This window comes from Streptomyces saintjeani (assembly GCF_055409605.1).
In genome coordinates this window covers 2,224,298-2,248,677 of sequence record NZ_CP189624.1, presented here as the reverse complement: position 1 = coordinate 2,248,677, position 24,380 = coordinate 2,224,298, and the positions used below count along the sequence as shown (strand labels likewise).

Here is a 24,380-nt window from a genome sequence, read left to right as displayed (position 1 = left end):
CGAAGGCCGGGGCGGGACTCAGGGCGTGAGTCGCCTCCAGGGCGAGGGGAGTTGCGCTCGGAGGCCGGGGTGCGCGTTGTGGGCGGTGGTTCGAAATCGCCCTCGGCGTACGGCAGTTCGGCCGGCCCGGGGGATAGGTTCGTGACCATGGACGAGATGGACCCGCTGAAGCGCTCCGGCGGCCCTGTGACCCGTACCCGGCTCAGCCGTGACCTGGCCGCGCTCGGCCTCGCGGCCGGTGACGTCGTCATGTTCCACACCCGCATGTCCGCGCTCGGCTACGTCGCGGGCGGGCCCCCGACGGTGATCGGCGCGCTCCAGGACGTCGTCGGGCCGCGCGGGACCCTCATGGTGACCTGCGGCTGGAACGACGCGCCCCCGTACGAATTCGTCACCTGGCCCCAGGAGTGGCAGGACGCCCTGCGCGCGGAACACCCCGCGTACGACGTCGAGTCGAGCGAGGCCGATCACAACAACGGGCGGCTGCCCGAGGCGTTGCGCCGCCGGCCCGGAGCCGTACGCAGCCGCCATCCCGACGCCAGTTTCGCGGCCCTGGGCGCGGCGGCGGACGCCCTGATGTCCGACCACCCCTGGAACGACCCCCACGGCCCCGGCAGCCCTCTCGCCCGGCTCGTCGCCCACACCGGCCGCGTCCTCCTCCTCGGCGCTCCCCTGGACACCCTGACCCTGCTGCACCACGCGGAAGCCCTCGCCGAGGCCCCCGGCAAGAGGTACGTCGACTACGAACAGCCGGTCCTGGAGGACGGCCGCCGTGTCTGGCGCCGCTTCCACGACATCGACTCGGAGGAGGGCGCGTTCGACTACTCGGCCGTGGTCCCCGAGGGGACGGAACCGTTCGAGGTCATCGCACGGGACATGCTGGCGGCGGGAATCGGCCGGCGGGGGCGGGTCGGCGCGGCGGAGAGCTACCTGTTCGAGGCGGGGGAGACGGTCGCTTTCGCGCGCGCGTGGATCGAGGGGAAGCTGGCGGGGTAGGCGGGTGCCGGGGAGCGGCTCGCTTGCCCGCCCCGGCCCGCCGTTCCTGATGCCCGCCCCCACCCTCAGCGCGCAGCCAACACCCCCCGAGTGACCTCCAGATCCGCATCCGACGCCAACCCCGCGTGATACAGCCGGATCTCCGTCGCCCCCAGCTCCCGCGCGCGGGCGGCATCGGCCGCGAGGTCCCCGGGGCGGCCCCCCATCGCGGAGACGATCCCGAAGTTCGCCGCGATGACCGCGTCCTGGCCGGTCTCCGCGAACGGTGGGAGGAGTTCCGGGCCGCCCGCGCAGGGGACGACGACGCCGTCGGCGACCGAGAGGATGTGCGCGGGGTCGACGCCCGGGTTGGCGCCGACGTGGTACGTCGCCGGGTCGGCGTGCAGCAGGATCTGGAAGCCGGCCGGGGCCGCCGCGCGGACGGCGTTCACGGCGGCCTCCTGGAGCGTGCGGGCCCGTTCGTCACGCCACGCGCGCGTGGCGGCGGCGTACGTCTCGCCGAGGAGCTTCTCGACGCCCGACCAGCCGTTGTCGTCCGGCGCGCCTTTCCACAGCGGCTCCAGAGCCCGCCGTACGGCGGCGGCGAGCGCCTCGGGGTCGGCGCCGTGCCCGGCGTACCCCTCGCGGCAGACGGCGCAGAAGCACAGGGCCATCAGGTACATCCCCGCGTCGCCCAGCGGCACGCCGCCCGTCTTGTCGTGGGCGTGCAGGTGCTGGAGCCCGTACCAGCCGAGGGACTCCAGCTCGGTGCCGGCGGCGCCGGGGCGTACGGCGGCCTCGGCGGCGAGGTCGATCAGGTACGCGCGCGTGTCGGGCTGCGCGATGCAGGGCGCCCAGGGATAGCGGTCGCCGTACGCGTTGACCACGGACGTGGACGGGTGCTCGGCGCCGAGGCGGGAGTTGTGCGCGAGGACGACCCACGTGTGGATCTCCAGGCCGGCGGCGGAAAGGGCCTGCGCGGCCTCCGAGAAGGCTTCTCCGGGCGCCCAGGACCCGGCGGGGTACGGACGGAGGGTCCGGCCCTCCCAGTGCGCGTCAGGGCCGTACAGGACCGCCGCGTGCTCGGCGGTGACGATGCGATGCCGGGGGTGACGGGGCGTCAGGGCGCGCGTCGAGTGGTACGCGGCGGCCAGCGTCACCTGCTCCACACCGAGGGAGGCGATCCGGGCGGGGGCCCCGGGATCACCGTTGACGTCCCAGGGGTAGACGAACGTGGACGCCTTCACTTGTCCTCCTCCAGCAGCGCGTGCCCGCGCTCGATCAACTGCGCGAGCTGCTTCACATGATCCTCGGCCGGCTCCTGCAACGGCGGCCGGACCTCGCCGACGTCGAGCCCGCGCATGCGCACGGCGGCCTTGACGAGCGAGACGGCGTACCCGCGCCCCTGCGCGCGCAGTTCGACGTACGGCCGGAAGAACCCGTCGAGCAGACGGTTCACGGTGACGTCGTCCCCCTCGCGCAGCGCGCGGTGGAACGCGCCCGCGATCTCGGGCGAGAAGCAGAACACGGCGGACGAGTACAGCGTGACGCCCAGCGCGCGGTACGCGAGCTGCGTCTGCTCGGCGGTCGGCAGCCCGTTGAAGTACAGGAAGTCACCGGGGACCTCGCTGCGTACGGCGCTGACGATGCGCTGCATCAGGTCGAGGTCGCCGAGTCCGTCCTTGAGGCCGACGACGCCCTCCGTGCGCGCGAGTTCGACGACCGTCCCGGGCGTGAACACCGCGTTGTCGCGCTGGTAGACGATCACCGGGAGCGGTGTCGCGGCGGCCACCTCGCGGTAGTGCCGCAGCAGCCCTTCCTGTCCGGCGACGACCAGGTAGGGCGGCAGGACGAGCAGCCCGTCGGCGCCCGCCTCGTGCGCCACGCGCGCGTACCGGACGGCGAGCCGCGTCCCGTACCCCGCGCCCGCGACGACCGGGACGCGCCCGGCGGTCTCCTCGACGGCCGCGCGCACGCACGCCTCGAACTCGTCCGGGTCGAGCGCGTGGAACTCCCCGGTGCCGCAGCACGCGAAGACGGCCGCCGCACCGGCGTCGACCCCCGCGCGTACGTGCGCGCGGAAGGCGTCGAGGTCGAGGGAGCCGTCCTGGCCGTAGGCGGTGACGGGGAAGAAGAGGGGCCCGGTGGGGGCGCTCAGACGGTCGGCGAGAGGGGCGGTCGGCACGGGCTCTCCCTGGCGGTCGGGCGACCGCAGAGAGAACGCGGTCACGCTTCTGATCGACGTACATATTTATGAACACGACCACCCTAAGGAGCCCTGTCGCGACGGGTCAAGCGGGCGGAGGTGCTCTCGAAAGCGGAATTCCCGCCTTCGTGCCCCCTTGACGGGACACGGCGGGAAACTTAGCTTGTCCAAGCATGTGAATATCGATCACGCATGCGCCCGCGCGCCCGCGCAACGAACACGCGATGAGGAGACCCGAGGATGCCCGCTCCGCGCACCGTCCTGCTCACCGGCGCCGCCGGTGGCCTCGGCACCCTGATGCGGGGCCTGCTCCCGGAGTACGGCTACGACCTGCGCTCGCTCGACCTCGTCCCGGTCGACGGCGACCCCGGCGCGATCACCGCCGACCTCACCGACCGCGACGCCCTCAGGGAAGCCGTACGGGGTGTCGACGCGATCGTCCACCTCGCGGGCATCTCCCTGGAATCCTCGTTCGAGAAGATCCTCAGGGCAAACATCGAGGGCACCTACAACCTGTACGAGGCCGCCCGCGCGGAGGGCGTCCGCAGGATCGTCTTCGCCTCCTCGAACCACGTCCTCGGCTACACCCCGCGCCCGCGCGAGGGCGACCCGCTGATCCCGGTCGACACGCCGCGCCGCCCCGACACGTTCTACGGCCTGTCGAAGTCCTTCGGCGAGGACCTGGCGCAGCTCTACTGGGACAGGCACGGCCTGGAGACCGTCTCCGTGCGCATCGGCTCCTGTTTCGCCGAACCCACCTCCGTACGGATGCTGTCGATCTGGATGAGCCCCGCCGACGGCGCCCGCCTCTTCCACGCCGCGCTGACCGCCGAGAACGTCGGCCACACCGTTGTGCACGGCTCGTCCGCGAACACGCGCCTGTGGTGGGACCTCACCTCCGCGCGGGCGCTGGGCTACGACCCGCAGGACGACTCCGAGCCGTACGCCGAGAAGCTGATCGCCGAGCAGGGAGAGCTCCAGGAGGGCAACGAGGCGCACGCGTACCTCGGCGGCGGCTTCGTGACGGACCCGCCGATCTGGCCGCACTGACCCCCCCCACGGGATCATGCGGGCGGGCACCGAACGGGCCCGCCCGCAGCCCTTCCGGGCACCGGCCCTGCCCGGACCGCCCCTGCCGCGCAGGTCCGTCCAGGCCGCGTCACTGATGGCGCGTGCGAGTCTGCCGTTCTTGAGGAGCTTGCGGACGGTGAGGTCCTCGATCACGACCGTTCGGTTCTCACGGACGAGACGAGTGGTGAGCTTGTGCAGGAAGTCGCGGCGCCGGTCGGCGATCCTGGCGTGGACCTCGGCGACCTTGCGCCGGGGCGATGCGGTCGTCGTACAGCAGGGACACGAACCAGCGCCCCGCAGCGTCGCGGGACACCGTCACCGTGGTCGGCTCTGCCCCCTCGGGGAGCGGACGCGACCAGCGGATGTCCAGCGGCTCCGTCATCTTCGCGAGCGTCAGGTGTCCGTCGCGCCAGGTGAAGGCGGAGCGGGTGTACTCGGCCGAAGCGCGGGACTTCTTCCGCGACTTGTGCCGGGGGTACTTGGCGCGCCCGGCGAAGAAGCTAGAAGCGGTGCTTGAACGCCCGCTTGACCTGCTGCGCCATACCTCACACGGTATCGGCTTCTGTGTGAGCGAAGGGTGTCGGCCGGTAGCCGGTGGACGTCGGTCCTTCCGGACCACCTCACATTCTTGAGAAGCCCGATGAACGCTCATGCGGCCAAGTCGGGGAGCCACGACATGAAGGCCGCCGCCTGCGGCCTGTGCGGCGCCGATCTGCACATCCTCCAGGGCGAGTTCGCGCCCAGCCTGCCGATCGTGCCGGGCCACGAGTGCGCGTACTGCCGCACCGGCCGCAACAACCTCTGCGAACGCTGGGCCGCGATCGGCGGCACCACGGCCGGGGGAGCGGCTCGCTACGCCCTCGCCCCGGCCGCCAACTGCGTACGCCTGCCGACCACGTACGCACCCAGGACGCGGCGAGCGTCGACGTCAACCCGGCGCGGCTGGCGACGGCGAGGCTGCTCGGTGTCGCCAAGGCAGCGGAGAACGCCGACGAGTTGGAGCGCCCCCAGCGCTGGGACATCGTCGTCGACGCGACCGGCAACGCGGCGGCGATCCAGGACGGGCTCGGCAGGGTCGCGAAGGCGGGCACGTTCCACCAGTTCGGCGTCGCCGACCACGCGACACGGGTCACCGTCGACCCGTACCGCAGCTACAACCAGGAGATCGCCATCACCGGTTCGATGGCCGTGCTGCACAGCTTCGAGCGGGCGGCGGAGCTGTTCGCGGGCGGGGTGCTCGACCCGGACGTGTTCGTCAGTGACCGGCTGCCGCTGGAGCGGTACCCGCAGGCGCTGGAGCGGTTCGCGAAGGGTGTGGGGCGCAAGGTCGTCGTGGTGCCCCGGTAGAGGTTCAGGCAGGCGCCATTCCCTTTCGGGCCGCACCGTGTGCACCATGAACCGCCAACCGCCGCACGGCTGTTGACACCGTCCCGAACGACTCGCGGCAGGGGCGACGACAACCTCCCGCCCCTGTCCTTGCTTGTCTCCGCTTGTCTCCTTCGTCTTCTTCCTTGTCTCTGGGGGGACTTCATGAACCGAAGACCAACGACGGTCGGCGTGTCCGTCGCCGCCCTGCTCCTGGCCGCCGCACCTTTCGCGGCGCCAACTGCCGCGGCGGACACGGCAGATGCCCCGGCCTCCATATCCGGCCGCTATCTCGTCACCCTCACCGATCAGCCGATCGCCACCTACGACGGCGGCGTCGACGGCATCCCCGCGACCAAGCCGGACGCGGGCGAGAAGGTCGACGTCACCACCGACGAGGCCCGCCGCTACCGCACCCACCTCGTCGACGAGCAGAACGCGGCGGCGAAGAAGGTCGGCGCGAAGGTCGCCCACCACTACTCCGTCACCACCAACACCTTCTCCGCGAAGCTGACTCCGGCCCAGATCCTGAAGCTCGCCGCGACCAAGGGCGTCGTCTCCGTGACCCCCGACCGGATCCACAAGGCGACCGACGACAAGAACTCCGTCGACTACCTGCACCTGTCCGGCCGGGGCGGCCTCTGGTCGGCGCTCGGCGGAACCGTCAACGCCGGCAAGGGCGTTGTCATCGGCGACCTCGACACCGGCATCTGGCCCGAGAGCACCTCCTTCGCCGCGCCCGCCCTCACCGCGGCCAAGCCCCCGGCCTGGGACAAGTACCGCCCCTACCTGAGGGGGACGACGACCGTCATGCGCAAGACGGACGGCGCGACCTTCACCGGGACCTGCGAGACGGGCGAGGAGTTCACGGCCGCCGACTGCAACCGCAAGGTGATCAGCGCCCGCCAGTACGGCGACGCCTGGCGCGAGTGGGTGCCCGAGGCCAACCGCGAGGACTACATGTCCCCGAGGGACGGCGGCGGCCACGGCTCGCACACCGCCTCCACGGCGGCCGGCAACACGAACGTGCCCGCCTCGATCGACGGCCGCTCCTACGGCAAGATCTCCGGCGTCGCCCCGGGCGCGGCCATCGCCGTCTACAAGGTGCTCTGGGAGAGCAAGGACGGCACCCAGTCCGGCGGCCTGACCAGCGACATCGTCGCCGCGATCGACCAGGCCACCGCCGACGGCGTCGACGTCATCAACTACTCCATCGGCAGCGACTCCGAGTCCCCCGTGGACGACCCGATCCAGATTGCGTTCCGCAACGCCGCCGCGGCCGGCGTCTTCATCTCCACCTCCGGCGGCAACGCGGGCCCCGGCGCGAGCACGCTGGACAACATCGCGCCGTGGACGACGACCGTCGCCGCGAGCACGATCGAGCCGTACAAGGGCACCGTCGTCCTCGGCAACGGCGAGCGCTACACCGGCATCAGCACGACGCTGACGGGTACGGTCGGCCCCGCGCCGCTCGTCCGCTCGACGGCCGTGAAGAACGCGGGCGCGAGCGCCACCGACGCCGCGATCTGCGCCCCCGGCACACTCGATCCGGCGCTGGCGGCGGGCAAACTCGTCGTCTGCGACCGGGGCGTCGTCGACCGGGTCGCCAAGTCCGCCGAGGCCAAGCGCGCGGGCGCCGTCGGCATGGTCCTCGTCAACGTCTCCCAGGGCAGCACCGACGGTGACTCGCACAGCCTGCCGACGGTCCACCTCAACATCCCGGACTCCACCGCCGTCCGCACCTACGCGGCGGGCGCGGGCGCGACGGCGTCCCTCGTCGTCGGCGGCGCGGACATCGCCTACCCGCAGGTCGCCGGGTTCTCCTCGCGCGGACCCTCCCTCCAGAACAACGGCGACGTCCTCAAGCCGGACATCTCCGCGCCCGGCGTGACGATCCTCGCGGCCGTCGCCCCGCCGTCCAACCGGGGCCACGACTTCGACTTCTACTCCGGTACGTCGATGTCGGCGCCGCACATCACCGGGCTCGCCGCGATCTACCTCGCGCTGCACCCCAAGTGGTCGCCCATGGCGATCAAGTCGGCGATGATGACGACCACGACACCCACCCTGACGCCCGAGGGCAAGCCCAGCGAGGACGTCTTCGCCCAGGGCGCCGGCGAGGTCTCCGCGTGGGGCATGCTGCGGCCCGGCCTCGTCTACGACTCCTCCGAGCACGACTGGCTGCGCTACCTGGAGGGTCTCGGCATCGACACCGGCACGGGCGCGAAGCCGATCGACGCCAGCGACCTGAACTCGGCGTCCATCGCCGTCGGCGACCTCGTCGGCAGCCAGACCGTGACCCGTACGGTCACCGCCGTCACGCCGGGCGTCTACCGGGCCTCCGTCGACCTGCCGGGCGTCAAGGCGACCGTCAAGCCGTCCACCCTGCGGTTCACCCGGCCGGGTGAGCGCAAGACGTTCACCGTGAAGCTCGACGTCACCTCCGCGCCCGTCGGGGTCGCCGACACCGGGTCGCTGACCTGGACGTCCGGCCGTACGTCCGTCCGCAGCCCGATCGTCGTCACCCCGCAGGCCGTCCGCGCACCCGCGCGGGTGACCGGTACGGGCGCCGCCGGGCAGGTCGCCTACCAGGTGACCTCGGCCGCCGCCGCGTTCACCGCGACGCCCACCGGGCCGGTCTCCGCCACGCCCGAGAGCGGGACGCTGACCGGGGCCGACGAGGCCGACTACCTGCCGGCCGTGCCGGCCGGGACCAAGGCCGCCGAGATCACCGTGCGGTTCGGGGCGACGACCGGGGTCGTCGGGTTCGTGTACGGGCGGATCGTCGACGGACAGCTCGTCGACTCCGCCGTCGCGCTGCCCGACGCGCAGGGCGTCGCGAACGTCGTGCTGACGAAGCCGGAGGCGGGGACCTACCTCGTCGCCGTCATCCAGGAGGCCGGGGCGAGCACTCCGGGGACGACGCCGTACACGTACCAGGTGAACGTGGTCGGGGGCGGTTCGGTTCCCGCCGGGTCGCTTTCCGTGACGCCTGCCTCGGCGACCACCACTCCGGGGGCGCCGGTGAACGTGACGGCCGCCTGGTCCGGGGTCGGGACGGGCGCCCGGTCCACCGGGTGGGTCGAGTACGCGAGCGGCGCGGGGACGGTGGTCAGCCTGAACTGAGGCTCCGTCCTTGAGCGAGGGTGACCCCCGGCCGTCAGGCCCGGGGTCACCCGTTCGAATGAAGACGGGACGGGAGAGCGGGTAAGGGAACGGCAAAGAGGTCTCGTTCGTTCACCCGGCATGACCGCTATGACCCCCGGCTCGAACATCCCCCTCCCCGTCGCGAGAGTGACGGTGGACGTCACCGCGCCCGTGCGGCTCGACGTGTCGGGCCTGCTGCTCACCGCCGACGGCAAGGTGCGCTCGGACGACGACTTCATCTTCTACAACCAGCCGAACGGCCCGGGGGTGACGTACCGCTCCGGCGGCGGCTCCGCGCCCGACGCGATCGTCGTCGACACGGCCGCGATCCCGCCCGGCATCGAGAAGATCGTCGTCACCGCGAGCCCCGACGCGGCGGGCCAGACCTTCCAGGGCATCGAACCGACGGCGACGATCCGGGGCGCCGACGACAACGGCGCCATCGCCTCGTTCACCCCGCCCCAGCTCGGCGCCGAGACCGCCCTCGTCATCGTCGAGATCTACCTCCGCAACGGCGCGTGGAAGGTCCGCGCGGTGGGACAGGGGTACGCCAACGGCCTCGCGGGCATCGCGACGGACTTCGGGGTGACGGTCGAGGAACCGGCGCCCGCACCGGCGTCCACACCCGCGCCCGCGCCCGTGGCGCCCGCCCCCGCGCGGTCCGTCGCCTCGACCCCGGCGCCCGCCGCCGCGCCCCCGATGCCGGCCACGCCGCCGCCCGGCGCCGGGAAGATCAACCTCGACAAGGGGCGCGTCAGCCTCCAGAAGAACCAGACCGTGTCCCTGGTCAAGGGCGGCCGGCCGCTCCTCTCCCAGGTCAAGATGGGCCTCGGCTGGGAACCGGCGTACCGCAGCCGCGACATCGACCTCGACGCGTCCGTCATCGCCTACGGGCCGCAACGCAACCACGTCGACAGCTGCTACTTCGGCAAGCTGTCCATCCTCGGCGGCGCGGTCAAGCACTCCGGCGACAACCTCACGGGCGAGGGCGGCGGTGACGACGAGGTGATCGTCGTCGACCTCGGCCGCATCCCGCAGGACGTCACCGGCCTCGTCTTCACCGTGAACTCCTTCTCCGGCCAGAAGTTCACGGAGGTCGCCAAGGCGTACTGCCGCCTCATCGACGCGGCGACCGGCGAGGAACTGGTCCGCTTCGACCTCACCAGCGCGGAGGCGCAGACGGGGGTGATGATGGCGAAGCTGATCAAGCAGTTCACGGGCGAGTGGGAGATGACCGCGATGGGCGAGTTCGTGAAGGCGCGGACGGTCCGGAACATGGTGAAGCCGGCGGCGCAGGCGCTGTAGGGGGCCGGTATCGGGCGGGGCGACCCCTGCATCGAGCGGCGCGCTTCCCACGAGGGCGCGCGGGAGGCCGCCCGCCCGCCGCCTCGGCCCCTCGCCGCCCCGCCCGCCGCTTCGCGCGCTCGCTCGGTCGGGTGAACCCTCCGCCGAACAGGGACATCGCGTGATCGACGCCCCTACGGTGAACGGGTGAGCGCTCCCCCGCCGGACGTGTCCCCGCGAACAGGTGCCGCACGGCTGGCCGAGGCGCCCTCGGTCGTGCTGATGCAGCCGACGACCCTGTGCAACCTCGACTGCGCCTACTGCTACCTGCCGGAGCGGCAGATCTCCCGCCGGATGAGCGTGGACGTCGCCCGCGCGGTGGCGGCGGGTGTCCGCGAGTGGTCCCGGGAGCGCCCCGTCGCGGTCGTCTGGCACGGCGGTGAACCGCTCACCGTCGGCCCGGCCCACTTCCGCGCCCTCGTCGAACCGTTCGGCCCGGGCGGGGAACACCCCGTCGTCCAGGCCGTGCAGACCAACGGCACGCTCATCGACGACGCCTGGTGCGAGGTGTTCGCCACCACCCCCGTACGCGTGACGATCAGCCTCGACGGACCGGACGAGGCGAACGCCGCGCGCGTGGACTGGTCGGGGCACCCGTCGACGGACCGCACGCTGAAGGGCGTCGAGGCGCTGCGCCGGGCGGGTATCCGCTTCGGGCTGATCGCGGTCGTGGCCGACGTCTCGCCGGGCGCCGCCCGGGACGTGTACCGGTTCGCCCGTGACCTCGGCTGCGACAGCCTCGGGGTGAACCTCGCCGAGAAGAAGGGCGTGTACGCGGGAAGCCACTCGGGCGAGCGGCCGGCGGTGGCGTTCTGGCAGGAGCTGGCCGCGTGCTGGCAGGCCGACCCCGGCATCCCGGTGCGGGAACTCGACCACGCGTACACCTATCTCCGCGAGGAACTCGCCGGTACGGCGGCGGCGCGCGCCGAGCGTCCCGTCGTACCGCTGCCCCTGGTCACCTGGGACGGCGACTACCTCCCCGTCGGCGCCGAGCTGGCGGGCTTCAGCTCGCCCCGGCACGGGCGGTTCGCGGCGGGCAACGTCCTGCGCACCCCGCTCACCTCGCTCGCGGCCCGCGCGGCGCGGGTGCCGTGGGTCGCCGAGGCGCTGGCCGGGGTCGCCAACTGCCGCCGTACCTGCGACCACTTCACGTACTGCCGGGGCGGGCAGGCTGCCAACAAGTACTTCGAGACCGGCCGCCTCGACAGCACCGAAACCGACTACTGCCGGACCAGCAAGATCAGTCTCCTGGAAGGAATCCTGCGCCATGCCGAACACGCCCGCCCCTGAGGCCCCCACCCCGCTGACCCTCCGTATCGAGGCGTGCCGCGAACCGCTCGCCGAGCCGACCGCGCGGGCCGGTGAACTCCACGACACGGCAAGCATCTTCGGCTGGTCGTACCTGCTGCCGCAGCTCTGACCGGACCGCCCCACCGGGCGCCGCCTCCCGTCGACGGGGCGGCGCCCGCTTCAACTCCGGGCGGACGGGGGGAGTTCACCGGCGGCGGGATCCACGGGGGTGCGACCACCCTGGCCCCGGCGCGGCTGCTCAACTCCCGTCACCGCGTGGGCCGTTCATCGCCGCCCCGCAGCAACAGCGAGCCCACCGCCAGCCATGTCACCCCGAGGACGACCAACACCGGCCGGTGGTCGACCAGTTCGACCAACCCCGCGCCCACCCCGAGGCCGATCACGTTCGGCGCGTACACCAGCGTGTTCGCCGTGGCCACCGTCCGGCCCAGCACCGCGTCCGGCGTCTCCCGCTGTACGGCCGTCAGCGCGGCGATGAGGACGCACGGCAGCCCCGCCCCGATCGCCGCGCTGGACAGCAGCGCGACACCGTCCGACGGCACCGCCCGCAGCGCCACCGCGACAGCCGTCACGGCGATCCCCCACGCCGCGAACCTCCGCTCCCCGAGCCACCGCAGGGCCCGCCCCGACAGCAGCCCGACACTCACGGAACCGGCCCCCTGCACGGCGTACAACACCCCGGCGTACGAGGGGGAGTGGCCCAGCCCGTCGATCACCGCGTAGAACAGGGCACCGTTCAGCCCGGCGCACAGCATGGAGAAGCCGCCCGCGAGGACGAGGGGCCGCAGGCGGGGGTGGGCCCAGAGGTGGCGGGCGCCCGCGAAGGAGGGGGAGAGGAGGGCGCGGAGGGCGCGGAGGCGTCGGCGGGGGGAGGGCGGCGCGGCTTGCCGGGGTGACTGCGAGGTCCGCTCCTCGGGTGAGCGGGAGACGTCCCGTGCCCGCGAGCGAGGTGGGCGCGCGTCGCCCCATGTCCGAGCCGCATCCCACGCCCGCCTGGCACCCCACGCCCGTCCGGCACTGCGAGCCGCACCTTGCGCCCGTCCGGCGCCACATGCCTGCTCGGCGCCCTGCGCTGCATCCCGCGCCCGCCCGGCACCCTGCGCCGCACCCCACGCCCGTCCGGCACCCCACGCCCGTCCGGCACCCCACGCCCGCCCGGCACTCCGAGCCCGCCCGGCACCCCGAGCCGCACCCCACGCCCCCGCAAGCAGCGCCCCCACGACGCCCGCCCGCCTCCCCATCGGCCCCCCAACTCCCGCTCCCTGTCCCGGCCTTGGCCCTCCGTCCCCCGAACTCCCGCCCCGCAGCCCCGCGTACACCCCCGCCGCCACCACGAACGTCGCCGCGTCCAGCAGCACCACCGCCGGCCCGCCGTACACCGTGTACAACCCCGCCCCCACGAGCGGCGACACCAGCTTCATGCCCTCGGTGATCGCCATCCGCAGTCCGTTGAAGTCGCCGAGCAGGGACGCCGGGAGGGTGTTCGCGACGAGTGCGGCCTCGGCGGCGTCGTTGACGACGCCGGTCGCCCCGTACACGAGGAGGACGCCGTACACGAGCCAGACGAGGCCGGGGGAGTCGACGGCGAACAGGACCGGCAGGAGCGCGGCGAGGAAGAGGCTGGAGGTCATGAGGAGGGGCCGGCGCGGGAAGCGGTCCGCGAGCGCGCCGAGCAGCGGCCCCGCGAGCGTCGGCGCCCACATCGCCAGCATGCACAGCGCCGCGAGCCCGTCGGACCCGGTGAGGTCCTTGACCCAGACGCCGGAGACCAGCCAGAGCGCCGAGGTCCCGAACCCGGAGACCACGACGCCGGTGAGGTAGAGGGCCGCGTCACGATCCCGCAGGACGGCCCGGATGGTTGTCGTCATGCCTGGTCATCGTGGGTCTAAGGAGGGGGGTACGACATCGGGCATCAGCCTTAGGTACGACGCCGAGGGCACGGTCGCCTCTGAGGCCGGGGTAGCTCCGGAGGCGTACCCGGGTAGTCCGTACGGGGTACACGCCACCCTCCTCACCCGTACCCTCCGACCCATGCCCCTGAGCCTCACAGTCCTCGGCACCGCCTCCCCCCACCCGGCCCCCGACCGGCCTTGCTCGGGCTACCTCCTGCGCGGCGGCGGCGCCGAGATATGGGTGGACGCCGGTCCGGGAACGTTCGCGGAGTTGCAGCGGCACACCGACCCGAGTCGCCTCACGGCGATCTGGCTGTCGCATCTGCACGCCGACCACAGCGCGGATCTGCTGTCGGCGGTGTACGCGTTCGCGTTCGGCGGCATGACCCCGGCGGCGGCGATCCCGGTGTACGCGCCCCGCGACTGCGCCCTGCGGGTCGCCGGGTTCCTCGGCAGGGCCGACGTCCGCTTCCTCAGCGGAATCCTCGACTTCAGGCCGCTGTACGACGGCCTCCTCGTCCGGCACTGGAACCTGCGCCTCGCCGCGCGGGCGGTCCGGCACGACACGGAGGCGTACGGGCTGCGCGCGGAGTGCCAGGGCAGCGTCCTGGCGTACTCGGGGGACACGGGACCGTGCGACGCGCTCACCGAACTCGCCTCGGGAGCCGACGTGTTGCTGTGCGAGGCAGACATCGACAGGCACGACCGGCATCGCGACGGCGAACAAGTGCATATGACACCGCAGGACGCGGGCGAGGCGGCGCGCAAGGCGGGCGTACGGGAGTTGCTCGTCACGCACGTGGGACCGACTCTCAAGCGGCAGACGGCGACCGGCCGCGCCGCGCTGGCCTTCGGCGGACCCACCCGGATGGCACGTGAGGGTGAGACGTTCCGCTTCTGACTTCCGTCAGAAGCTTTGTCAGAAGCATTGACGAAACACTTACCCCCTCCCTACCTTCAACGCGTCGTACTTCGTACGTCATATATGAGACGCGATACGCGAGATCAGATACGCGACTTCCGAGAGGCGCGCATGACGTCTGTGCCCACGCCGATCCCGTCCCGGACGCAGTACGTCCTGGAGGAGATCAAACGCCGCATCCTCACCGGGCGCCTGACGCCCGGTCAGGCCCTGGTGGAGACCGAACTCGCCGCACATTTCGGGGTGTCGAAGACCCCGGTGCGCGAGGCGCTCAAGACCCTGGCCGGCACCGGACTCGTCGTGATGAGCCAGTACAAGGGCGTCACGGTGCGCATGGTGGACGCGGACATGGCGCGCGAGGTCTACGACGTACGGCTCCTGCTCGAACCGGAGGCGCTGCGGCGGACGGTGAGCCGGGGAGCCTCCCTGGACGCCGCGCGCGACGCGCTGACCCGTGCCGACGAGGCCGCCGACACCGCCGAACGCTCCCTCGCCAACCGGGAGTTCCATCGCGCGCTGTACCTGCCGTGCGGCAACCCGCTGCTCGGCCGGATGCTCGACGAGGTCCGCGACCAGGCCGCGCTGGTCTCCGCCGTGGCGTGGGCGGCGTCGCCCTCCTGGGAGCGGGAGGCCGGCGAGCACCGCGAGATCCTGCGGCTCGCCCTGGCCGGCGACGCGGACGGCGCGGCCCTCGCCCTGCACGCCCACATCGGATCCTTCGTCGAGCGGGCGTTCCCCGGCGAGGCGAACCAGGAAGGCCAGGAATGAGCAACGTGGCGTTCGAGACCCAGCGCGCGGCCCTGGCCGACGTCGTCGCCATCCCGGTGACCCCGTTCGCCGAGGACGGCGGCGTCGACGAGACCGTCTGCCGGGCCCTGTTGCGCCGGCTCCTCGACGCCGGGATCACCACGCTCACCCCCAACGGGAACACCGGGGAGTTCTACACGCTGACTCCCGAAGAGCGGCGCCGGATAACGGAGTTGACCCTCGAAGAGGTCGGCGACCGCGCCGTGGTGCTCGTCGGCGTCGGCCACGACATCCCGAGCGCCGTCGAAGCCGCCCGGCACGCGAGGGCGTTCGGCGCGCAGATGGTGATGGTCCATCAGCCGGTGCACCCGTACGTCTCGCAGGCCGGCTGGGTCGACTACCACCGCGAAATCGCCGAGGCCGTACCGGAGTTGGGCGTCGTGCCGTACGTCCGCAACGCGCAGCTGCGCGGTGAGCGGCTCGCCGAACTCGCCGACGCCTGCCCGAACGTGATCGGCGTCAAGTACGCCGTCCCGGACGCGTCCCGGTTCGCGGCGTTCGCGCGGGACGCCGGCCTGGAGCGGTTCGTGTGGGTCGCGGGGCTCGCCGAGCCGTACGCCCCCTCGTACTTCTCGGCCGGCGCGACCGGCTTCACATCGGGGCTCGTGAACGTCGCCCCGGCCGTCTCGCTGAACATGATCGAAGCGCTCCGGTCCGGGGACTACCCGGCCGCGATGAAGGTCTGGGAGCAGATCCGGCGCTTCGAGGAACTGCGCGCGGCGAACGGCTCCGCGAACAACGTCACCGTCGTCAAGGAGGCCCTGGCCTCGCTCGGACTGTGCCGCCGGGAGGTGCGCCCGCCGAGCCGGACGCTGCCCGAGGACGAGCGCGCCGAGGTCGCCGCGATAGCCGCCGGGTGGTCCCTGTGAACGCACCGCGCAAGGCACCCGAAGAGCTGAGAAGCCATCAGTGGTACGGCACGGAAGGCCAGTTGCGCACCTGGTCACACAACGCCCGTATGCGCCAGCTGGGTTACGAGTCCGAGGAGTACCGGGGCCGCCCGGTGATCGCCGTCCTCAACACCTGGTCCGACATCAACCCCTGCCACGTCCACCTGCGCGAGCGCGCCGAGGCGGTCAAGCGGGGTGTGTGGCAGGCGGGCGGCTTCCCCCTCGAATTCCCGGTCTCCACCCTCTCGGAGACCTACCAGAAGCCGACCCCGATGCTCTACCGCAACCTCCTCGCCATGGAGACGGAGGAGCTGCTCAGGTCGTACCCGGTCGACGCGGCCGTCCTGCTCGGCGGCTGCGACAAGTCGACGCCCGCCCTGCTGATGGGCGCCGCCTCGGCTGACGTACCGTCACTCTTCGTGCCGGCGGGGCCGATGCTGCCCGGCCACTGGCGCGGCGAGACCCTCGGCTCCGGCACCGACATGTGGAAGTACTGGGACGAGCACCGCGCCGGAAACCTGACGGACTGTGAACTGCGGGAACTCCAGGGCGGGTTGGCGCGCAGCCCCGGCCACTGCATGACCATGGGGACGGCGTCCACGATGACCGCCGCCGCCGAGGTCCTCGGCATGACGCTGCCGGGCGCCTCCTCGATCCCGGCCGTCGACTCCGCGCACGAGCGGATGGCCGCCGCCTCCGGGCGCCGCGCGGTGGAGCTGGCCTGGACGGGGCTGAAGCCGTCGACGATCCTCACCCGCGAGGCATTCGAGGACGCGGTGACCACCGTGCTCGGGCTCGGCGGCTCCACCAACGCGGTCATCCACCTCATCGCGATGGCGGGCCGCGTCGGCCTCAAGCTCACCCTCGACGACTTCGACCGCATCGCCCGCACCGTCCCGGTCCTCGCCAACGTCCGCCCCGGCGGCCGGACTTACCTGATGGAGGACTTCTACTTCGCGGGCGGCCTGCCCGCCTTCCTCACCCGCGTCACCGACCTGCTGCACCTCGACAGGCCGACGGTGAACGGGACGTTGGGGGAACAGCTCGAAGGAGCCGTCGTCCACGACGACGACGTCATCCGCCCCCGGGACAACCCGGTCGCGGCCGAGGGCGGGGTCGCCGTCCTGCGCGGTAACCTCTGTCCCGACGGCGCGGTCATCAAGCACATCGCCGCCGACCAGAACCTCCTCAAGCACACCGGCCGCGCGGTCGTCTTCGACGACTACAAGACCATGCAACGCACCATCAACGACCCGGCGTTGAACATCACCGCCGACAGCGTCCTGGTCCTGCGCGGCTCCGGCCCCAAGGGCGGCCCGGGGATGCCCGAGTACGGCATGCTGCCGATCCCCGACCACCTGCTCAAGCAGGGCGTCCGCGACATGGTCCGCATCTCCGACGCCCGTATGAGCGGCACGAGTTACGGCGCCTGCGTCCTGCACATCGCGCCCGAGTCGTACGTCGGCGGCCCCCTCGCGCTGGTGCGCACCGGCGACACCATCACGCTGGACGTCGCCGCCCGCACCCTCCAACTCGACGTGGACAACGACGAGTTGGCGCTGCGCCGGGCGGACTGGACGCCCCCGCCGACCCGTTACGAACGTGGCTACGGCGCCCTCTACAACGAGCAGATCACGCAGGCCGACACCGGCTGCGACTTCGAGTTCCTCGCGCGCCCCGGCAAGGTCCAGGACCCGTACGCCGGCTGAACCACCGCACGGCACCACCGCACCACACCGCCAGGCACCCGCCTGCCTGCGAAGAAAGCGCTTACCGCACGACGACGTACATGAACGGAGAACAGTCATGGCCCAAGCCGCAGCCGTGGCGAAAAAGCCCGCGCCACCCCGGCGGCGCCGGGCCTCCGCCACTCCGCGCAGGCTCCCGTACCTGCTGATCGCACCGGCGGCCCTGCTGATGCTGGGCTTCATCGCCTACCCGGTGATCAGCGTCTTCTACTACAGCCTCCAGCACTTCAACCCCACCAAGCCCTGGCGCGACGGATTCGCCGGACTCGACAACTTCCGGCAGATCTTCACCGACGACCCGCAGTTCTGGGACACGCTCACCTTCAGCGCCAAGTGGGTCTTCGTCGAGGTGGGACTCCAGCTGCTGTTCGGCCTCGCGCTGGCGCTGATCGTCAACCAGACGTTCGTGGGGCGGGCGCTCGGCCGCGCGCTCGTCTTCTCGCCCTGGGCCGTCTCCGGCGTACTGACCTCCGCGATCTGGGTGCTCCTCTACAACTCCCAGACCGGGATCACCCGTTACCTCGCCGACCTGGGGCTCGGCTCGTACGGCACGAGCTGGCTGTCGGACACCTCGACCGTCTTCCCGGCCGTCGTCGTCGCCGACCTGTGGCGCGGGGTGCCGTTCTTCGCGATCCTCATCCTCGCCGACCTCCAGTCCGTCTCGAAGGACCTCTACGAGGCCGCCGAGGTCGACGGGGCGAGCAGACTCAAGCAGTTCTGGCACATCACGCTGCCGCACCTCAAGGACGCGATCGTCCTCTCCACGCTGCTGCGCGCGGTCTGGGAGTTCAACAACGTCGACCTCCTCTACACGCTGACCGGCGGCGGACCGGCGGGAGAGACGACAACCCTCCCGCTCTACATCGCCAACACCAGCGTCGAATCCCACAACTTCGGCTACGCGTCCGCCCTGACCACGGTCGCGTTCGTGATCCTGCTCTTCTGTTCGATGATCTATCTGCGGCTGAGCAAGTTCGGAGGCGAGTCCAAGTGACCACCACCCACGCCACCGAGCCGGCCCCCGCCCCCGTGCGCCAACTCCCCACGCCACAACGCCCGTCGAAGCACCGCCGCGCCTGGGACGAGGTCCCCCGCTGGCAGATCTACCTGCCCCTGTCGGTCTACCTCGTCTTCACGCTCATCCCCTTCTACTGGATCCTCCTCTTCGCACTCCGCCCGGCCGGGTCGACTTCCCTCGTGCCATGGCCCATTACCTTCGACCACTTCGAAAAGGTGTGGACGGAGCGGCAGTTCGGCACCTACTTCGAGAACAGCGTGTACGTCGGCATCGCCACGCTCCTCGTCACCACCCTGGTCGCCCTCGCCGGCGGCTACGCCCTCGCCCGCTTCGACTTCAAGATCAAGCGCGGGTTCATGCTGGCGCTGCTGTGCTCGCAGTTCGTGCCGGGCGCGCTGCTGCTCGTACCGCTCTTCGAGATCTTCGCCGAGCTGAAGATGATCAACTCGCTGGTCAGCGTCATCATCGCCGAGACGGTCTTCCAGCTCCCGCTGTCGATGATTTTGATCAGCAACTTCATCAAGAACGTGCCGTACTCCCTCGAAGAGGCCGCCTGGGTCGACGGCTGCAACCGCTTCACCGCGTTCCGCATCGTCGTCCTGCCGCTGCTGCGGCCCGGGATCATCGCCGTCGGCTCCTTCGCCTTCGTGCACTCCTGGAACCACTTCCTGTTCGCGCTGATGTTCCTCAGCAACCAGGACAAGCAGACGATCCCCGTCGGCCTCAACACCCTGATGAGCGCCGACAGCGTCGACCTCGGCGCGCTCGCCGCGGGCGGCATCATCGCCGCCGTACCCGTCGTGATCGTCTTCGCGTTTATCCAGAAGTGGCTCATCACCGGGTTCAGCGCGGGGGCGGTGAAGGGATGAGACTCCGTCAACTCGCCATAGCGGCAGCCCTGTTGCCCTTACTCGCCCTCCCGGCCCACGCCGAGGCCCGCGACACGAGCCGCGACACCCTCCCCGCGAACGACGGCTGGGCGTCCTACGGCCCCGGCACCACCGGCGGCTCGGCCGCCGACCCCGCGCACGTCTTCACCGTCACCACCCGCGCCGAACTCGCCCGCGCCCTCGACGACGGCAGCGACACCCCGAAGATCATCAAGGTCGCCGGGACGATCGACGCCAACACCGACGACCGGGGCCGCCGCCTGGACTGCGCCGACTACGCGACCGACGGGTACGACCTGACGGCGTACCTCGCCGCGTACGACCCCCGTACCTGGGGGGCAGCCAAGCCCGCCGGGCCGCAGGAGGACGCCCGCCAGGCATCGGCGGCCCGGCAGGCCGAGCGCGTAGTCCTCAAGGTGGGGTCCAACACCACCCTCGTAGGGGTCGGCAAGGCGGTCGTCAAGGGCGCGAACCTCCAGGTCAGGAACGCCACCAACGTCATCGTCCGAAACCTCGACCTGCGCGACGCCTACGACTGCTTCCCCGTCTGGCAGCCCAACGGCGGCGGACTCGGCGACTGGAAGACCGCGTACGACAACCTGTGGCTCTCCGGAGCCACCCACGTCTGGGTCGACCACGTCACCTTCGGCGACGGAGGCCACCCCGACGCCGACGAGCCGGTCCACTTCGCCCGCAACTACCTGCGCCACGACGGCCTGCTGGACATCACCAACGCCTCCGACCTCGTCACCGTCTCCTGGAGCCGCTTCGCCGACCACGACAAGGCGATGCTCATCGGCTCCGGCGACACCGTGACCGGCGACCGGGGCAAGCTTCGCGTCACCCTGCACCACAACGAGTTCCGCGGCGTCGTCCAGCGCGCGCCCCGCGTCCGCTTCGGACAGGTGCACCTCTACAACAACCGCTACCTCGTCACCGGCGACGACTACCGCTACTCGATCGGCGTCTCCACCGAGTCCGCGATCCACGCCGAGAACAACGCCTTCCACACCCCCGGCCACATCGAGGCCGCCGACCTGGTCAAGAGCTGGAACGGCACCGCCCTCCACCAGAGCGGCACCCTCTTCAACGGCTACCCCGTCGACCTCCTCACCATCCACAACGCCTACAACTCCGGCAGCGAACGCGACCTGACCGCCGACGTCGGCTGGACACCCACCCTGCACACCACGATCGACAGCGCCGACGCGGCCGACCGGGCGGTGGCCCGGGGCGCGGGCGCGGGGAGGCACCCATGAGCTTCGACATCGTCCTCGCCGGCGCACGCGGCCACGGCCGCTGGCACCTCGACAACATCCTCCGCCTCCAGGACAAGGGCATCGTCCGCCTCGCGGGCATCTGCGAACTCACCCCCCTCACCCCGGACGAGATCCCCACCGGGCTCGGCACCCCCGCGCAGTCCCCGGACCTCGGCGCCCTCCTGGACTCCACCGGCGCCCGGATCGCCGTCATCTGCACGCCGATCCCGACCCACACCGACCTCGCCCTGACCGCCGCGAGCCGGGGCGTGCACCTCCTGCTGGAGAAGCCCCCGGCGCCGTCCTACGCCGAGTTCCGCCGCATGGCCGACGGCGTCGCGGCGGCCGGTGTCGCCTGCCAGATCGGCTTCCAGTCGCTGGGCTCGCACGCCGTCCCCGCGATCCGGGACCTGATCGCCGACGGGACGATCGGCGAGGTCACCGGGGTCGGGGGAGCGGGCGCCTGGGCCCGCGCCGAGTCCTACTACCGGCGCGCCCCCTGGGCGGGCAGGCGGCGCCTGAACGGCGTGGACGTCATCGACGGCGCCCTCACCAACCCGCTCGCCCACGCCGTGGCCACCGCCCTCGCCCTGGACGGCGCCGTCCGCGCCGAGGACGTGACCCGCGTGGAGACCGAGCTGTTCCACGCCAACACCATCGAGTCCGACGACACCTCCTGCGTTCGCGTCACCACCTCCCACGGCCGTCCGGTCACCGTCGCCGCGACCCTGTGCGCCGAGCGGCCGGGCGAGCCGTACGTACTCGTCCACGGCAGCAAGGGCCGGATCACCTACTGGTACAAGCAGGACCGCGTCCTCCTCCAGCGCGCCGGGCACGGCCCGGAGGAGTACGAGTACGGCCGCACCGACCTCCTCGAAAACCTCGTCGATCACCTGACGGACACCACCACCCTTCTCGTACCACCCGACTCCACCGGCGCCTTCATGACGGTCGTGGAAGCGATCCGCACCGCCCCGGACCCGGCTCCACTGCCCGAAACCGCCTGGTACCTCCTGAACGAGGAGAATCGCCGGGTGGTTCCCGGAATCGACGGCCTCGTGGAAAAAGTCGCCGACTCCCTCGCTCTCTACTCCGAACTCGGCGCCGGCTGGGCGCGGCGCGACGGCGCCTCCCGGACGCGGCCGAAAGAGGTGAGCACCCGATGACCGCTCCCGACACCGCCGTCCTGCGCGTCGCGGGCCGACCGGTCGGCCGCTACGTCACCCGGCCCGAGCTGCCCGCCCGGCTCTCCCCGCGCCCCTACCTCCACCCCGTCACCACCCTCGCCGGCACGGCGGTCACCGAGCTGACCCCGGCCGACCACCTCCACCACCTCGGCGTCGGTGTAGCCGTACCCGACGTCGAGGGGTTCAACTTCTGGGGCGGGCGCACCTATGTGCGCGACCAGGGACCGACAGAACTGGACAACCATGGTGTCCAGCGCCACACCGGGTTCCAGCTCCGCGACCCCGACGGGTTCGTGGAGGAGCTGCGCTGGACCACGGCCACGACCGAGCTGCTGCGCGAGCGCCGTACCGTCGCCGCCACCGAACTCACCGACACCGCCTGGGCGTTGGACTTCACCTTCTCCCTCACCAACCCCGGCCCGGCACCGCTGTCCATCGGCAGCCCCGCCACCAACGGCCGCCCCGGCGCGGCGTACGGCGGCTTCTTCTGGCGGGCCCGCAAGGAGAGTTCACCGCCCGACGTCTTCACCCCGTCGACAAAGGGCGAGGCCGAGGTGCACGGCACGCGCGCCGACTGGCTCGCTCTGGCCGGCGCCGACTGGACCCTCGTCTTCGCGGGCGCCACCGACCTCACCCGACGCGACCCCTGGTTCGTCCGCACCGCCGAATACCCCGGCGTGGGCTCGTCGTTGGCGTCCGCCGAACGGCTGCCGGTGCCGCCCGGCGGGACCGTCGTACGCCGCGTCGTCACCGTCGTCGCCGACGGACGGCTCGGGCGCGACGAGGCGACGGCCCTGGTCCGGAAGGCGGTCAGCCAGTGACGTACACGAACCCGATCCTCAACGCGGACTGGTCCGACCCCGACGTCCTGCGCGTCGGCGACGACTTCTACCTCACCGCGTCCAGCTTCGGCCGCGCACCCGGGCTGCCGCTGCTGCACTCGCGCGACCTCGTCAACTGGACGCTCGTCGGACACGCGCTGCAACTCCTGGAGCCCGCCGCCGAGTTCAGGAGCCCCCGGCACGACTGCGGGGTGTGGGCACCCTCGCTGCGGCACCACGACGACCGGTTCTGGATCTTCTGGGGCGACCCCGACCAGGGCATCTACCAGGTCAACGCCCCCGAGATCAGGGGCCCTTGGACCCGCCCGCACCTGGTCAAGGCCGGCAAGGGCCTGATCGACCCCTGCCCCCTGTGGGACGACGAGACCGGCGAGGCGTACCTCGTCCACGCCTGGGCCAAGTCCCGCTCCGGCGTGAAGAACCGCCTCACCGGCCACCGCATGAACTCTGACGGACGGTCACTTCTCGACGAGGGCAAGGTCATTGTCGACGCCGACCGCATCCCCGGCTGGTTCACCCTCGAAGGCCCCAAGCTCTACCGCCACGAGGGCCGGTTCTGGATCTTCGCCCCCGCCGGGGGAGTGGAGACCGGCTGGCAAGGAGCCTTCCGCGCACGGGAGTTCTTCGGCCCCTACGAGGAACGCATCGTCCTCGAACAGAAGGACACCGACGTCAACGGCCCCCACCAGGGCGGCTGGGTACGCACCCCGGCCGGCGAGGACTGGTTCCTCCACTTCCAGCAACGCGGCGCCTACGGCAGGGTCGTTCACCTCCAGCCGATGCGCTGGGGCGACGACGGCTGGCCGGTCCTCGGCGCCGACGGGGCCCCCGTCGCCGTACACGAACGCCCCGCCCTGCCCCCGCAGCCGGACGCCGCGCCCGCCACCGACGACGACTTCCCCGGCGGACGCTTCGGCCGGCAGTGGGCGTGGACGGCGAACCCGCAGGACGGCTGGGCCACCCAGCACTCGGGAGACGGCCTGCGGCTGTCCTGCGTACGCACCGCCGACGCGCACGACCTGCGGAAACTCCCGAACATCCTCACCCAGCGGCTCCCCGGGCTCCCCTCGGCGGTCGAGGTGAACCTCGAACTGCCCAGCGAGGACCCCGGCGCCCGGGGCGGACTCGCCGTCCTCGGCGACGCGTTCAGCTGGATCGGGCTCCAGCGCGGACCCGACGGCACGGTCCACCTCGTGCACCGGTTCGCGGAAGGCGTCGCCGAGCGCGAACGCGACGCCGCGCACCCGCAGTTGGTGCCGACGGGACGCGTACGGCTGCGCATCGAGATCGGCGCGGGGGCGCGCTGCCGGTTCTTCTACGACGTCGGCGAGGGCCTGCGTCCGTCGGGCCCCGTCTTCGCCGCCACGCCCTGGCGGTGGGTGGGCGCCCTGCTCGGACTCGTCGCCCTCGCACCCGAGGGGAGCGGACACGCGGGGTCCGCCGTGTTCACCCGCTTCAGGATCAGAACTCTGTAACTCACGTACTCAGCACGCCTGTTGGGAGCCG

Annotated in this window: 19 protein-coding genes and 2 pseudogenes; 17 read left to right on the top strand and 4 right to left on the bottom strand. The window is 71.9% G+C overall.

The annotated features are described in order from the left end of the window. The first annotated feature begins 147 nt into the window (after nucleotides 1-147). Complete coding sequence (aac(3), locus tag ACQCO7_RS10010; protein ID WP_464071482.1) at nucleotides 148-996, top strand: aminoglycoside 3-N-acetyltransferase; 849 nt, start codon at nucleotides 148-150, stop codon at nucleotides 994-996. Nucleotides 997-1,061: 65 nt separating this feature from the next. On the opposite strand, the gene ACQCO7_RS10005 is transcribed toward aac(3), so the two are convergent. Further along, nucleotides 1,062-2,222 (bottom strand): hypothetical protein, encoded by a 1,161-nt coding sequence (locus ACQCO7_RS10005; RefSeq protein ID WP_464071481.1) that lies wholly within the window; start codon nucleotides 2,220-2,222, stop codon nucleotides 1,062-1,064. Beyond that, nucleotides 2,219-3,160, bottom strand: coding sequence for a 5-dehydro-4-deoxyglucarate dehydratase (locus tag ACQCO7_RS10000; RefSeq protein WP_464071480.1), 942 nt, complete (start codon nucleotides 3,158-3,160; stop codon nucleotides 2,219-2,221). Before ACQCO7_RS10000 ends, ACQCO7_RS10005 begins: the two co-directional genes overlap by 4 nt. Before the next feature lie 261 nt (nucleotides 3,161-3,421). Between ACQCO7_RS10000 and ACQCO7_RS09995 the strand changes: the two genes are divergently transcribed. Beyond that, complete coding sequence (locus ACQCO7_RS09995; RefSeq protein WP_464071479.1) at nucleotides 3,422-4,231, top strand: NAD-dependent epimerase/dehydratase family protein; 810 nt, start codon at nucleotides 3,422-3,424, stop codon at nucleotides 4,229-4,231. A gap of 87 nt (nucleotides 4,232-4,318) precedes the next feature. Here the strand turns inward: ACQCO7_RS09995 and ACQCO7_RS09990 are convergent. Beyond that, a pseudogene (locus tag ACQCO7_RS09990) lies at nucleotides 4,319-4,754 on the bottom strand (RNA-guided endonuclease InsQ/TnpB family protein); the annotation flags it as partial. A 138-nt stretch (nucleotides 4,755-4,892) separates the two neighbouring features. On the opposite strand from ACQCO7_RS09990, the pseudogene ACQCO7_RS09985 reads away from it, so the two are divergent. The 5 genes and pseudogenes from ACQCO7_RS09985 (at nucleotide 4,893) to ACQCO7_RS09965 (ending at nucleotide 11,528) form a co-directional block, all read left to right on the top strand. Next, nucleotides 4,893-5,599 (top strand): annotated as a pseudogene (locus ACQCO7_RS09985) (alcohol dehydrogenase catalytic domain-containing protein). Between the two features lie 183 nt (nucleotides 5,600-5,782). Then, nucleotides 5,783-8,743, top strand: coding sequence for a S8 family serine peptidase (locus ACQCO7_RS09980; RefSeq protein WP_464071478.1), 2,961 nt, complete (start codon nucleotides 5,783-5,785; stop codon nucleotides 8,741-8,743). A 129-nt stretch (nucleotides 8,744-8,872) separates the two neighbouring features. Continuing rightward, nucleotides 8,873-10,069 carry a TerD family protein gene (locus ACQCO7_RS09975; RefSeq protein WP_464077187.1) on the top strand — a complete coding sequence of 399 codons (1,197 nt, stop codon included), beginning with the start codon at nucleotides 8,873-8,875 and terminating at the stop codon, nucleotides 10,067-10,069. 186 nt (nucleotides 10,070-10,255) lie between these two features. Then, complete coding sequence (amcB, locus tag ACQCO7_RS09970; protein ID WP_464071477.1) at nucleotides 10,256-11,398, top strand: cyclophane-forming radical SAM peptide maturase AmcB; 1,143 nt, start codon at nucleotides 10,256-10,258, stop codon at nucleotides 11,396-11,398. Beyond that, nucleotides 11,376-11,528 (top strand): hypothetical protein, encoded by a 153-nt coding sequence (locus ACQCO7_RS09965; RefSeq protein ID WP_464071476.1) that lies wholly within the window; start codon nucleotides 11,376-11,378, stop codon nucleotides 11,526-11,528. Before amcB ends, ACQCO7_RS09965 begins: the two co-directional genes overlap by 23 nt. 139 nt (nucleotides 11,529-11,667) lie before the next feature. Here ACQCO7_RS09965 and ACQCO7_RS09960 read toward each other — a convergent pair whose 3' ends face one another. After that, entirely contained in the window at nucleotides 11,668-13,287 is a 1,620-nt protein-coding gene (locus tag ACQCO7_RS09960) for an MFS transporter (RefSeq protein ID WP_464071475.1), read from the bottom strand. 163 nt (nucleotides 13,288-13,450) lie between these two features. Here ACQCO7_RS09960 and ACQCO7_RS09955 point away from each other — a divergent pair, with 163 nt between their 5' ends. The 10 genes from ACQCO7_RS09955 to ACQCO7_RS09910 all read left to right on the top strand — a co-directional run bounded on the left by ACQCO7_RS09955 (nucleotide 13,451) and on the right by ACQCO7_RS09910 (nucleotide 24,349). Beyond that, a complete protein-coding gene (locus ACQCO7_RS09955) occupies nucleotides 13,451-14,212 on the top strand; it encodes an MBL fold metallo-hydrolase (RefSeq protein WP_464071474.1) in 762 nt (253 codons plus the stop codon). A gap of 132 nt (nucleotides 14,213-14,344) precedes the next feature. Next, a complete protein-coding gene (locus tag ACQCO7_RS09950) occupies nucleotides 14,345-15,001 on the top strand; it encodes a GntR family transcriptional regulator (RefSeq protein ID WP_464071473.1) in 657 nt (218 codons plus the stop codon). Further along, a complete protein-coding gene (locus tag ACQCO7_RS09945; protein ID WP_464071472.1) occupies nucleotides 14,998-15,909 on the top strand; it encodes a dihydrodipicolinate synthase family protein in 912 nt (303 codons plus the stop codon). The genes ACQCO7_RS09950 and ACQCO7_RS09945 overlap by 4 nt, the downstream gene beginning before the upstream one ends. Further along, the gene (araD, locus tag ACQCO7_RS09940) at nucleotides 15,906-17,639 is read left to right on the top strand and encodes an L-arabinonate dehydratase (protein ID WP_464071471.1); all 1,734 of its coding nucleotides are present in this window, start codon (nucleotides 15,906-15,908) and stop codon (nucleotides 17,637-17,639) included. The genes ACQCO7_RS09945 and araD overlap by 4 nt, the downstream gene beginning before the upstream one ends. Nucleotides 17,640-17,736: 97 nt before the next feature. Continuing rightward, nucleotides 17,737-18,672 carry a carbohydrate ABC transporter permease gene (locus ACQCO7_RS09935; protein WP_464071470.1) on the top strand — a complete coding sequence of 312 codons (936 nt, stop codon included), beginning with the start codon at nucleotides 17,737-17,739 and terminating at the stop codon, nucleotides 18,670-18,672. Continuing rightward, nucleotides 18,669-19,565 (top strand): carbohydrate ABC transporter permease, encoded by an 897-nt coding sequence (locus ACQCO7_RS09930; protein ID WP_464071469.1) that lies wholly within the window; start codon nucleotides 18,669-18,671, stop codon nucleotides 19,563-19,565. Before ACQCO7_RS09935 ends, ACQCO7_RS09930 begins: the two co-directional genes overlap by 4 nt. After that, nucleotides 19,562-20,845: a pectate lyase family protein gene (locus tag ACQCO7_RS09925; RefSeq protein ID WP_464071468.1), complete on the top strand. Its 1,284-nt coding sequence runs from the start codon at nucleotides 19,562-19,564 to the stop codon at nucleotides 20,843-20,845. Before ACQCO7_RS09930 ends, ACQCO7_RS09925 begins: the two co-directional genes overlap by 4 nt. Next, nucleotides 20,842-22,011: a Gfo/Idh/MocA family protein gene (locus tag ACQCO7_RS09920; protein WP_464071467.1), complete on the top strand. Its 1,170-nt coding sequence runs from the start codon at nucleotides 20,842-20,844 to the stop codon at nucleotides 22,009-22,011. Before ACQCO7_RS09925 ends, ACQCO7_RS09920 begins: the two co-directional genes overlap by 4 nt. Beyond that, nucleotides 22,008-22,853: a DUF6807 domain-containing protein gene (locus ACQCO7_RS09915; RefSeq protein ID WP_464071466.1), complete on the top strand. Its 846-nt coding sequence runs from the start codon at nucleotides 22,008-22,010 to the stop codon at nucleotides 22,851-22,853. The genes ACQCO7_RS09920 and ACQCO7_RS09915 overlap by 4 nt, the downstream gene beginning before the upstream one ends. Next, complete coding sequence (locus ACQCO7_RS09910) at nucleotides 22,850-24,349, top strand: glycoside hydrolase family 43 protein (RefSeq protein ID WP_464071465.1); 1,500 nt, start codon at nucleotides 22,850-22,852, stop codon at nucleotides 24,347-24,349. The genes ACQCO7_RS09915 and ACQCO7_RS09910 overlap by 4 nt, the downstream gene beginning before the upstream one ends. Nucleotides 24,350-24,380 lie beyond the last annotated feature (31 nt).

Bases quoted from the DNA above. Each gene is read 5' to 3' on its own strand.
- ACQCO7_RS09995 (WP_464071479.1), top strand. From the start codon at position 3,422: ATGCCCGCTCCGCGCACCGTCCTGCTCACCGGCGCCGCCGGTGGCCTC.
- ACQCO7_RS09980 (WP_464071478.1), top strand. From the start codon at position 5,783: ATGAACCGAAGACCAACGACGGTCGGCGTGTCCGTCGCCGCCCTGCTC.
- ACQCO7_RS09975 (WP_464077187.1), top strand. From the start codon at position 8,873: ATGACCCCCGGCTCGAACATCCCCCTCCCCGTCGCGAGAGTGACGGTG.
- ACQCO7_RS09965 (WP_464071476.1), top strand. From the start codon at position 11,376: ATGCCGAACACGCCCGCCCCTGAGGCCCCCACCCCGCTGACCCTCCGT.
- ACQCO7_RS09960 (WP_464071475.1), bottom strand. From the start codon at position 13,287: ATGACGACAACCATCCGGGCCGTCCTGCGGGATCGTGACGCGGCCCTC.
- ACQCO7_RS09955 (WP_464071474.1), top strand. From the start codon at position 13,451: ATGCCCCTGAGCCTCACAGTCCTCGGCACCGCCTCCCCCCACCCGGCC.
- ACQCO7_RS09950 (WP_464071473.1), top strand. From the start codon at position 14,345: ATGACGTCTGTGCCCACGCCGATCCCGTCCCGGACGCAGTACGTCCTG.
- ACQCO7_RS09945 (WP_464071472.1), top strand. From the start codon at position 14,998: ATGAGCAACGTGGCGTTCGAGACCCAGCGCGCGGCCCTGGCCGACGTC.
- ACQCO7_RS09935 (WP_464071470.1), top strand. From the start codon at position 17,737: ATGGCCCAAGCCGCAGCCGTGGCGAAAAAGCCCGCGCCACCCCGGCGG.
- ACQCO7_RS09925 (WP_464071468.1), top strand. From the start codon at position 19,562: ATGAGACTCCGTCAACTCGCCATAGCGGCAGCCCTGTTGCCCTTACTC.
- ACQCO7_RS09920 (WP_464071467.1), top strand. From the start codon at position 20,842: ATGAGCTTCGACATCGTCCTCGCCGGCGCACGCGGCCACGGCCGCTGG.
- ACQCO7_RS09915 (WP_464071466.1), top strand. From the start codon at position 22,008: ATGACCGCTCCCGACACCGCCGTCCTGCGCGTCGCGGGCCGACCGGTC.